Below are 10,704 nucleotides of genomic sequence, written 5' to 3'. Positions count from 1 at the left end.
GACACCCTATCCGTCGATGAGTATGGCGGCAATGCCACTATCACCGTCGTCCGCAGTGGCGACACCCAAGACGCCGCTACCGTTGACTATGCCCTCAGGGGGGTAGGGAACAACCCAGCGACCGCCGATGCCGACTTCTCCGCTCCCGTCACCGTTGGACAGGTTACCTTTGCACCAGGAGCAACCGTGGCCACTCTCTCCATTCCTATCCTCAATGACTCGCTTGATGAGGGCAATGAATCCTTTGTCGTCGAACTCCTCAATCCCAGTGTCGGTATTCTCGGAGCCACAAACTCTACCCTCGTCACCATCGTCGATGATGATGCCCCGCCCGCCCTGGCACTCTCACAAACAGCTCTGACAGTCTCGGAAGCAGACGCTACCGCTACTATCACCGTTGAGCGCACTGGCAATCCCAATACCGCCGTCTCTGTCGCCTACGCCACCAACAATGGCTCAGCCATCGCTGGCGAAGACTTCACAGCCACAAGCGGCACAATTGATTTTGCCATCGGCCAAATCTCTCAAACCATTGAGATTCCCATCACCGATGACACCACCATTGAGGGCAATGAAACCTTTACCTTTACGCTGGAGAATCCCGTCAATGCTGACTTGGGTTCCCAGACTACTGCCACTGTTTCCATTCAGGACAATGATGGCGGACCAACGGTAAATGGGCCTCTCAACATTGTCACCCTGGGCGATTCCATCACCCAGGCGGGGACAGGATATAACTCGTACCGACGTGATTTGTGGAACCTGCTCGACGATGCCGGATATGACATCGATTTTGTCGGCTCACAAAACGCTACTAATGATGGCAGTCCCTTCCCTGACAGTAGCTTTGATCCAGACCATGAGGGCCATTGGGGCTGGAAGGTCGATGAAATCAACAACAGCCTCGCCGGGTGGTTGAATGGCTACACTCCGGACGTTGCCCTGATTCATCTCGGTACCAACGATGTGTTTAATTTGCAGTCGGCAGAGAGTACCATTGATGAGTTACGGCAAACCGTTGCTCTGCTCAGAGCCGATAATCCCAATGTCACGATTTTCATGGCTCAGCTCATTCCTACAACCAACGGTGAGCGCAATCAACGGGTCAATGAGTTCAATGCGTTGCTTCCCTCCCTAGTGGCAGAACTGAACCAGCCCAACTCTCAGGTACTGTTGGTGGATCAAAATTCTGGGTTTAATGCTGGTCAGGATACCTTTGATGGGGTTCATCCTAATGCAACAGGTGAAGCTAAGATGGCTCAACGCTGGTTTGATGCCATTGCAGGCGTCTTCCCGGTGTAGATCACCTTTGCCCTAAAGAACAACCTGATTAGTTGTTGATGAAGCCGCTGAGGTATTACCGTGATCGCCGTATGCACTGGTGATATCTAAGCGGCAATCATTCGCCCAGTAGTATTCTGTTTACAATCAATGAGGGGTAGTAAAGCAAAGTTCCTAACTTAGAAAAACTTGTGGATAGTTAGGCAAAAATAATCCCCTTGGATAAAGGTTTAATGAAATCAGTGGGAATACTCATTACTCCTTCTGGTAGTTCGCTAGTCTGATAATAATTTTGTCATTGCTCTTAATTTCCTATGTCTTCATTGCAATCTGTACAGAATAACCAACCACAGGATAACCAACCCCCGACAAAGAAGAAGACTAAAAAGACTAAAGGGATAGCCTTAGTGGCACTCCTAGCTGGGGGTACATGGCTAACTCTATTTCTGACTGAGGTGGTCACCTTGGGGGGAGTTCCTTACTCGGTGCTCAGCAAAGTACTACAAGACCGAGATGCTCGGGCAGCTTTGTTAGCTATGAATTCAAAGGCGTTACATGACCGGATGAATGTAATGGGCGTCGAATATGATATCAAAAAGTACTACAGTAAGAGCATTAAAGACCCAGTTGAGCTAGACCAGCATATTCACCAGATCTTTTATGATCGCACAGGATATGTGGGTGAAAACTATGTGGTCGTTAAGGGAGAGCTTGTACCGAAATCTTATGACATCGTTGATGAAATATACGATTGCCAAGCATGCTAGAAGTTATTCAAAAATTTCTAACCGTGCAAAGACATGAGTCAGCTGTGGCGTTGGCTTGAGCTAAGCTCATAGAATCCATCAGCGGTTGCCCATTGCAAAATATCCCATGCTGACAAGGTTAATGCGCCATCAAAAGTACATGCTGCTAAATATGTGTCAAGGATTCGAGCGGTTCAGCCTTTTGGTTTCAGGGTACTTGGGTAATAGTTTTTGGTTTAACTCATAACGTTTATGTTTATGCCAGATTGAGGAGGCTAATGTGCTTGAGCATATGGTCACGCCTTAGACATGACTCACCAGTTCAATGGGGACGCACAGATTATCTTTCCAAGATACATAGAAATCATTAACGTCTTTGGCAATTTCTTTTCTTAGAATATTGTTGTAGTTTTTGCTTTAGTAACAGTTTAAAGAAGGGTAGATCGTCTAATAAGTATCGCTTCCACAAACGTCTAGGCTCAGATATCAGTCGATACAGCCATTCTAGCCCCAGCTCACTCCAAAACCGAGGGGCTCTAGGTTTGTTGCCAGCCTCAAAATCTAAAGCGGCACCCACAGCCATAAAGATTTTCACCCCAGGCATCTGGCTACGATATTTGGCAATCCATAGTTCTTGCTTTGGGGCACCTACTCCCACGGCTAAAACTGTGGCCCCAGAGGCATTAATCGTATTAATAATTGACTGACATTCAGCCTCATTCTTTTCAAAGCCAAAAGATGGGGAATGGGCTGCAATCACTATATCTCGACCAAATTTGGCATTAATGTTGGCTTGGGCCTGTTTTGCAACTCCCTGCGCACCTCCCAACAGGAAAATTATAATATCTGGATTGTTATTGTGGTAAGTACAAAATAGCGGCAATAGATCGGAACCTGATATCTTTGCCTTTAGAGGTTTACCTAATAATTTTGATGCGTACATCAAAATTTGACTATCACAGATCTTATAGTCTGCTTGCCGGTAGGCTTCTCGAAAAGCTGCATCTTCTTGCAATTTCATCAGATGGTCCACATTAGGGGTGAAAATCACCCCCTTGGTCAACTCTGATAAAAACTGACGTTGGGAGACATTATCAATTTCCACCCCTAAAATCTCAACCTGTTCACGTAGCCGTGCCCGCTGCCGTTCAAGCATTCCAGCTGCGGCAGACGTCAGTACAGCGACCCGAAACAAACGCTTGTAGTCAGAGGGACTGGGCCTCTGAAGAATCTGCTGATCCATGGAAACCTGGAGAATTGCTCTGACTAAAATGTTCCCCGGTTGTAGGTCAATGTCACTGAATTAAGCTTATTTGAAACAGTACTCTATCTGTATGCGTTGATTAAATCGACTGTTTCGCTTAGTGAACATCTGTTGATTAACAATGGTCAGTCCTTGGGTTTCAAAGTAGGTGAGTTCTGAAACCGTAAGTGGCCACGGTGGGCCATCAGGATCAGTTTCGTTCTCCGGACGTAAATAGGTCGCAACTAGCAGCGTTCCCTGAACAGCCACCAGCGACGCAATCTGTTCAATCGTCTGTTTGCGTACTGTTAGCGGTAAGGCCTGGATTGTCCGAAACTCAAAAACTAAGTCAAATGCTCGGTACCAATGGCTGGGAAGTCGAAATAAGTCGGCAACCTCATAATTTACAATTGATTTAGGAAATCGTTCTCTGGCCCACTTAATGGCCGTTGGTGAAATATCAAAGGCAGTAACACTAAAGCCAGCTTGCGCCAATGCTTCAGCGTCATCCCCCAGACCACAGCCGATCACTACCGCCGATCGTTCTTTGTTGGTAGTGGTTTGTCCGTTTGTAGGAGTTTGTAGCCATTGCTGCAGATAGGGAGTCACCTGCATTAGTGCCCAAGGAATCTGGGCAGAATTTCCCGCTGCTTTGGCATAAAGTGGTTCAAACCAGCCTGAAGGACCTTGTGATACGGGGTATTTATTCATATGAGGATTCAGGGGGGTGCCTCTATGCAGCAGTTGTCCGTGCCGTATCGATTTATGTACAATCTTTAAGTCAAAACTAAACCTGCCTGTAAACCAGAAATGCTCATACTAATGAGCATTTTCTACCGAGCAGCTCGGTAAACACCAGAGAGAGCATGACTATGCCCAGCGTAACCGATACAGTTTTTTACGATACCACTATTGCGTTTCGTCGCTTTGATGATTGGCTACTCGGCAATTTTGGCGAAAAAATGACGGTAGGTGAACGCCTTCAAGTTGCAGCGTCATTAACAATGTCAGCTCAAATTAATGCGCTGACGGCAAGTATACCTGATATGGATCTATCAAAGATTGAAAAATCCCTCAAGGAGATCGGAACAAACGTCAAGTCCTAAAGTCTCTTTTTCTTTCTTGTGGGCGCAGTTGATTACGAAAGAGACATGTGCAAGTTTAATGTCAGTACTATGGTAGCAAAAAGCCCCAGCATTAACCGGGGCCTCCAATTAACAACCTAGGTAGGTTAGTTCAATCCTTTTAGGAACACTCTCGATAGCTATTATCGGCGGAGCGCCTTGAAGGGTACATAAGCTTGTTCAGGATGATACAAATGACAATGGTCAACAATGCTGCGCATAAAGTTCCAGGTGAACTTTTCCTCGCGAATACGAACCTGGTCTCCCCACGTATCCTTGAGACTCTGATGGGCCATTCGTAAGTTATAGGATGGAATACCTGTAGAAATATGATGGGGCACATGCACACTAATATCGTGGCACAAAACTTCAATCCATTTGGGATAGTCGCAGTGTACTGTCCCTGCTAGCTGGGCCTCGACCTCATTCCAGGTTTCTACCGGGCGAAATTGAATATCGGGTGCGGTGTGGTGTACGAGGGTAAAGGTACTCATCCAGAAGTGGTAGCCTAACCAGGGCATTAGCCAAAACTTAACCCAACCCCAGATGCCAAGCGTGGCAATCATGGTGGGAAAAACAATAGCGGCAAAGATAACAACAACTGCAATTGATACCTGAGCTTTACGTTTATCCCGCTCAGCAAAATTACTTAGATTAAAGTGAATACCGGCCCAATGAATAATGGAGGCTAGCCACCACAAACGTCCCCGCATAAGCCAGTAGGCTGTTTGCATCAACTTGCTTTCTGAGGTGAACGTTTCGATAGACCAGGGATGCCAGGCGTTATCGACATCTTGCTTATTAGTATGACGATGATGATGATCGTGGAGTAATCGCCAGGGATGAAATGGGTAGATCAGCGGTAAAAAGGCAATATGGCCGACTAAATCATTAACCCAACGACGTTTGGCAAAGGACCGATGACCGCAGTCGTGACCCACGACAAACCAGCCAGTCAGGGCCGTACCTGCAAAAAACCAGGCAAAGGGCAGTAAAAACCAGGGCGATAGTGCGATCGCAACATACCCCACAATCGCCATTACAATGCTCAGACCGACCTGTTGCCATGCCTTACGGGAATTTTTCTCAAAGCATTCCTTTGGTAAGGTCTTGATCACATCCCTCAATGTGACGTTCTCCAACGGCCCCAGCCGGTCAGTTGATAACCTATCAAGTGTTGCGGTCATAGAATTTTCCACGTTCTGAATTGACACAATCGTCGCTGTAAAGATCCTCCAGGGAGCTAAGACGCTTTTAGCTAGCAAACCCTAGCGGTTTTTACAACGCCACTAAAAAGCGCATTACAGCCGGAAACGGCTGCCATGCGCCGGATCACCCCCCTCAGCGGAGGGAAACAGCTCAGCTTAATATTTTGTTAGAGCTGCTTAACAAATTGTTTCGATTCTACTATGGCGTGGGTTACGTTCTTAGATGAATTGAACCGGTTACACAGAGTTCCTAAGCAATGGGCGACTGGTAAGCTTTGCCCGTCTCAGAATTGGCTTCTCACCTATTTGTTTAATAAAGAGCAGATTACCTGGGTAGCAATATCGTCCGGTATGTGCTTACCATCGCGGCGAATATATTCATGGGTACGGCAGTTATAGCGTGCCATCGGCCGGTGCTGCTGATCTACTTGCACCACAGCTCGATATTCCCAGTAATATTTAGCACTTCGAGTGATTTTCAGCACACAAACCTGATGATCGGCCACGGTGCGACATAGGGGAGCGGCCTGAGCCACTGGCCCCAGCAACAGACTTAGCGACAAGACTAGCCCCAGGAACTCTCCTATTAAACACAGTATTTTCACCATGGTCACAATCCAGCCGACTACAAGCTACAGGGCAGAAGTTTAGCGTCTCAACGGTTGTCTGGGAACATCATAGGAGACTTGTAACAACAAATCAGCGCTAGTCGGTTGGCCATGGTCAATTGATAGCTGGGCTAACTCCGTGAGAACGGCTTGCCAGCCATAGACACCAACCATTTTTCGCAAAGCATGGGTGAGGTTGTTATCCATAGGCTCGTAGATTTTCTTTAGATTTGTTTAATGCTTTTTGATAATAGGGCGCTCAAAATATCAAACGCATCCGTGTCGTTGGGGATAGGACCAGGTTTAGTTTAAGTAACGACTAATCCTGCTTATTGCGCAAAAGGCCCCAGTTCTTTAATTGTTAGGATAAGTACTTATACTGAGAGCTGAGAGTCGACATTACTCGTGTTAATCAGAAAATATATAGGTCCTGCTTTACTGGGTGGTTTCGTTGCGATCGCAGCCTGCGAGCCCATTACTACCAATTTTTCCACGTCCGATTACAGCGCCAATGCCACCGTTACCTACACCTGGCACGTTCGCTACAACCAGGACAGTGGTCAAGATCGCCCTAACGACACCCGCATCGAAAAATTTGCCTCTGTTTCTCTGGAAAACCAAAACGGCGTTCGCCCTGGTCTAGCGGTCACCGGCCCTGATGAAAAAGGACTCTGGTGGCCTCAGCTGCCACCCAAGCCCACCGTAGACGACATCGAAGCCCGTCTAGATAAAAATGAACGGCCCGAAGCTCCTGAACTGATCAAATCCGTTGACTATACGCTCACCGTTAACCAGGCTGGTCAGCAGAGGACGCTGCCCACCCGCTACGAGGTATACCGAGAAGCAGTGAAGGCCCATGCTAATCAAAGCCCCCTGGAGGTGATTTTAGGGCCACAGGATGGCTCAGTGCTGAGTGTCAATGTCCAGTAAACAATGGCTTTGTAAGCATTCCTGGTGATTTCAGTAGGCTTGATTTTAATTTGCCTGGATTAAATCAGCCCAGGCTATTCATCAAAAAAATTGGGATGGTTAAACCGATAGCCTGCGGCTTTGATTTTGGCGTTGGCAACTCTGGCACTGTAAGAGCGGGTACTGGGCTGGGTTGGGTCCCATTGGACCGGTGCCAGGTTATTGCGATCGCACACTGCATCGATCAGCTGCTTGACCGTTGGGATTTCGTCCTGGACCACGTTGTAGATACCGGCCAGGGAGTGCGATCGCGCAAACTCAATTGCCCCCACAATATCGCTACGATGAACCCAGTTGGTCCACTCATCACCGCTACCCGGTCGTGTTTGTCCCGCCGCACGACTGTAAATTTTTGCTAATGTTCGGCCCGGCCCATAGATTCCCCCCAGACGTAAGACACAGACCTTCAGTCCCACTGATCCCAGCAACGTCCGTTCCGTCTTGGCAATCACTTCACCATTAGCCGTTGAAGGGTTTACCGGAGTTTCTTCCGTAACTACGGCCCCATGGTGTTGACCATAGACCGAAGAGGTACTCGTATAGATCAACTGCTGCACCTGCGTGCTGGGTAGCACCTCCGCCAGGTTTTTTGCCGTCCCCAAATAGGTCTCCTCATAACTTGCCCCCCGTTTTGACCCAACACAGACTAGCACCACCTGCTGATCAGCCAAACAGTCCTGCAATGCCCCCGGATCGGTGCCTTTGAGCACCTGCACTCGATCCGCCACAGAGCGCAATTCCTCAACACGCTCAGACCGGGTCGTCGTAGCTGTTACTGTTATCCCCTGCTGCTGCCAGAGTCGAGCCACCTCTTTACCCACATAGCCACAGCCAATGATTGCTGCTTTCACTGTTGTCTGATCGGCCATGCCCACTCTTGTTTGCTCCTCTTGTTTGGTTCACCTTCAGAACTGTAGCTTTTCTGTAGAGGAAAATTCACGGTCTAACGAGTCTGTGGTTTATCCGCTACATTGGATTACTGATTGCTTCAGTCATTCAATTACACTACCGGAAAGACTCCCTAACGCCCCAATGACCACACCCGATTTCCTCAGTCAGCTCAACGCCGCTCAACGTCAGGCCGTCGAACATTTCTGTGGACCCTTGCTCGTGGTCGCCGGGGCTGGCTCTGGCAAAACCCGCGCCTTGACCTACCGCATTGCCAACCTCATCCTTAACCATCGCGTTGATCCAGAAAATTTGCTGGCAGTGACCTTTACCAATAAGGCTGCCAAAGAAATGAAAGAACGGATCGAAAAGCTCTTTGCCGAACAGGAAGCCTTGGGTCGCCACGGACAGCCTTTACATTTGCTGCCCGACTACGAACAAACCCAGCTGCGATCCTATGTTTATAAGACCTTTATCAAAGACCTGTGGATCGGCACCTTTCATGCCCTCTGCTCGCGCATTTTACGGTTTGACATCGAAAAATATCAAAGCCGAGCAGGTCACCGTTGGACCAAGGCTTTTACCATCTTTGATGAATCCGATGCCCAAAGCTTAGTTAAGAACATTGTTGTCAGCACACTGAACCTGGACGATCGCAAATTTAACCCTCGCTCAGTACGCTACGCCGTTAGTAATGCTAAAAACCAGGGCTTAGATCCCGACGAATACGAAAAGGAAAATCCCAACTTTAAAGGTCGAGTTATTGCCGATGTCTATCGCCACTACCAGAAGGGACTGGCCCAAAATAATGCTCTCGACTTTGATGACCTAATCCGGATTCCAGTTTTGCTGTTCCGCCAAAATGAGCAAGTGCTTGGCTATTGGCATCGTCGCTTTCGCCACATGTTGGTCGATGAGTACCAGGATACCAACCGGACTCAGTACGATCTGTTGCGTCTATTGGCTACCAATGGGGAATCGGTCAATAAGTTTAACGACTGGCACCAGCGCTCTGTCTTTGTCGTTGGTGATGCCGACCAGTCTATCTACTCTTTCCGAGCCGCGGACTTTACCATTTTGATGAACTTCCAAAATGATTTTGGAGACGGCCTGCCGGATGATGATACCCGCACCATGGTGAAGCTAGAAGAGAACTATCGCTCTACGGCGAACATTCTTGAAGTGGCCAACCATCTAATTGAAAACAACACTGAGCGTATCGATAAAGTGCTGCGAGCCACCCGAGGCACAGGTGAATCAATTTTCTGCTATAAGGCTGATGATGAGCGTGTAGAAGCAGATTATGTAGTCAGCCAGATTCGTATTTCAATGGAGAAAAACCCTGAGTTAAACTGGGGGGACTTTTCGATTCTGTACCGCACTAACGCCCAGTCCCGTTCGTTTGAAGAAGTTCTCACCCGCTACAGCGTACCTCACAAAGTTGTTGGGGGTCTCAAGTTCTACGATCGACGCGAAATTAAAGATGTCCTGGCCTATCTACGCTTAATTGCTAACCCAGCAGATACCGTTAGCCTCAAGCGAGCAATTAATACTCCTCGACGCGGCATTGGCAAAACTACCATGGAGAATTTAGAAAAAGCCTCGGGTGAGCTAGGTATGCCCCTTTGGGAAATTCTGTCAGATGATACCTCAGTCAAAACCCTCGCCGGTCGCGCCAGTAAGTCAGTTACCCGCTTTGCCACCATGATCCAAGGCTGGCAGCAAAAGGTAGAAACTATGCCTGCATCAGAACTGGTACAAGAGGTGATTGAAAATTCAGGCTACATTCGCGCCCTTAAAGATAAGGGGACTGACGAAGACCTAGATCGTATCCAAAACGTGCAGGAACTCTATAATGCAGTAATCCAGTTTGAAGAAGAAAATGAAGATGCCACACTGCTAACATTTTTAGCCAGTGCCGCCCTCAGTTCAGATATGGATGATGATAAGCAAGGCAATGCCGTTTCATTGATGACGCTCCATTCGTCTAAGGGCCTGGAGTTTCCGGTCGTATTTTTGGTTGGGATGGAGCAGGGGCTTTTCCCCAGCTTTCGCTCCCTAGATGATGCCGCTGCCATTGAAGAAGAACGTCGCCTCTGCTATGTAGGCATTACCCGGGCTCAGGAGCGATTATTTCTCACCTATGCCCGTGAACGTCGTCTCTACGGCAACATGCGCGAAATTGCTACTCCCTCCATGTTTTTGGGTGAACTACCGGAGGATTATATTTTAGCGAATACCGCAACGGCACTGCCCAGGCTGCAGATAACTCCCAAACGAGAAGCCCGACTAAAGAATCCTGAGCCCGATGTCCAGAAACCTGGCAGCCATGAAGATGATTGGGGTGTCGGCGAAAAGGTTATACACAACGCCTTTGGTGAAGGTACCATCACGCATATTTTTGGCGCAGGTAATAAAATTTGTTTGGCGATTAAATTTCCTGGGTTAGGGAAAAAGATTATTGATCCCCGTGTAGCGACGTTAACCCGAGTTGAGTCTTAGGCATCTGGTGTTGATTAATCGATTGGAGCGACGCTCGGCCAAGCTCTGTTTTCTAGCAATATGAATGCTGTGCGATCTCAATAGCAGGGCAACTGTTTTTACTTTTCATACACACAACAATATTGCTTCCCTTAT

At 48.0% G+C, this 10,704-nt stretch carries 11 protein-coding genes; 5 read left to right on the top strand and 6 right to left on the bottom strand.

Annotated features, from left to right (window positions below):
• Both N836_RS75130 and N836_RS0136870 read left to right on the top strand, forming a co-directional pair.
• A partial coding sequence (locus N836_RS75130; protein WP_023070497.1) for a Calx-beta domain-containing protein occupies positions 1–1,302 on the top strand: 1,302 nt, incomplete at its 5' end.
• Positions 1,303–1,595: 293 nt separating this feature from the next.
• On the top strand, positions 1,596–2,048 hold the full coding sequence (locus N836_RS0136870) for a hypothetical protein (protein ID WP_023070496.1): 453 nt from the start codon (positions 1,596–1,598) through the stop codon (positions 2,046–2,048).
• Between the two features lie 346 nt (positions 2,049–2,394).
• Here N836_RS0136870 and N836_RS41825 read toward each other — a convergent pair whose 3' ends face one another.
• Both N836_RS41825 and N836_RS41820 read right to left on the bottom strand, forming a co-directional pair.
• Complete coding sequence (locus N836_RS41825) at positions 2,395–3,270, bottom strand: WecB/TagA/CpsF family glycosyltransferase (RefSeq protein ID WP_023070495.1); 876 nt, start codon at positions 3,268–3,270, stop codon at positions 2,395–2,397.
• A 66-nt stretch (positions 3,271–3,336) separates the two neighbouring features.
• The gene (locus tag N836_RS41820) at positions 3,337–3,981 is read right to left on the bottom strand and encodes a class I SAM-dependent methyltransferase (RefSeq protein WP_023070494.1); all 645 of its coding nucleotides are present in this window, start codon (positions 3,979–3,981) and stop codon (positions 3,337–3,339) included.
• Between the two features lie 161 nt (positions 3,982–4,142).
• Between N836_RS41820 and N836_RS41815 the strand changes: the two genes are divergently transcribed.
• Complete coding sequence (locus tag N836_RS41815; protein ID WP_023070493.1) at positions 4,143–4,376, top strand: hypothetical protein; 234 nt, start codon at positions 4,143–4,145, stop codon at positions 4,374–4,376.
• Positions 4,377–4,537: 161 nt separating this feature from the next.
• Here N836_RS41815 and N836_RS41810 read toward each other — a convergent pair whose 3' ends face one another.
• The 3 genes from N836_RS41810 to N836_RS76265 all read right to left on the bottom strand — a co-directional run bounded on the left by N836_RS41810 (position 4,538) and on the right by N836_RS76265 (position 6,417).
• Positions 4,538–5,581 carry a fatty acid desaturase gene (locus N836_RS41810; RefSeq protein WP_023070492.1) on the bottom strand — a complete coding sequence of 348 codons (1,044 nt, stop codon included), beginning with the start codon at positions 5,579–5,581 and terminating at the stop codon, positions 4,538–4,540.
• A 323-nt stretch (positions 5,582–5,904) separates the two neighbouring features.
• The gene (locus N836_RS41805; RefSeq protein ID WP_023070491.1) at positions 5,905–6,210 is read right to left on the bottom strand and encodes a hypothetical protein; all 306 of its coding nucleotides are present in this window, start codon (positions 6,208–6,210) and stop codon (positions 5,905–5,907) included.
• A gap of 39 nt (positions 6,211–6,249) precedes the next feature.
• Positions 6,250–6,417: a hypothetical protein gene (locus N836_RS76265; protein ID WP_023070490.1), complete on the bottom strand. Its 168-nt coding sequence runs from the start codon at positions 6,415–6,417 to the stop codon at positions 6,250–6,252.
• Positions 6,418–6,615: 198 nt separating this feature from the next.
• On the opposite strand from N836_RS76265, the gene N836_RS41800 reads away from it, so the two are divergent.
• Positions 6,616–7,140: a hypothetical protein gene (locus tag N836_RS41800; RefSeq protein WP_023070489.1), complete on the top strand. Its 525-nt coding sequence runs from the start codon at positions 6,616–6,618 to the stop codon at positions 7,138–7,140.
• 74 nt (positions 7,141–7,214) lie between these two features.
• Here N836_RS41800 and N836_RS41795 read toward each other — a convergent pair whose 3' ends face one another.
• Complete coding sequence (locus N836_RS41795) at positions 7,215–8,048, bottom strand: SDR family oxidoreductase (RefSeq protein ID WP_023070488.1); 834 nt, start codon at positions 8,046–8,048, stop codon at positions 7,215–7,217.
• Between the two features lie 163 nt (positions 8,049–8,211).
• Here N836_RS41795 and pcrA point away from each other — a divergent pair, with 163 nt between their 5' ends.
• Entirely contained in the window at positions 8,212–10,569 is a 2,358-nt protein-coding gene (gene pcrA / locus N836_RS41790) for a DNA helicase PcrA (protein WP_023070487.1), read from the top strand.
• The last annotated feature ends 135 nt before the right edge of the window (positions 10,570–10,704 follow it).

This window comes from Leptolyngbya sp. Heron Island J (assembly GCF_000482245.1).
In the GTDB taxonomy this organism is placed as follows: Bacteria; Cyanobacteriota; Cyanobacteriia; order Phormidesmidales; family Phormidesmidaceae; genus Leptothoe.
The sequence above is the reverse complement of the archived record's forward strand: the minus strand, read 5'-3'. Positions and strand labels throughout refer to the sequence as shown.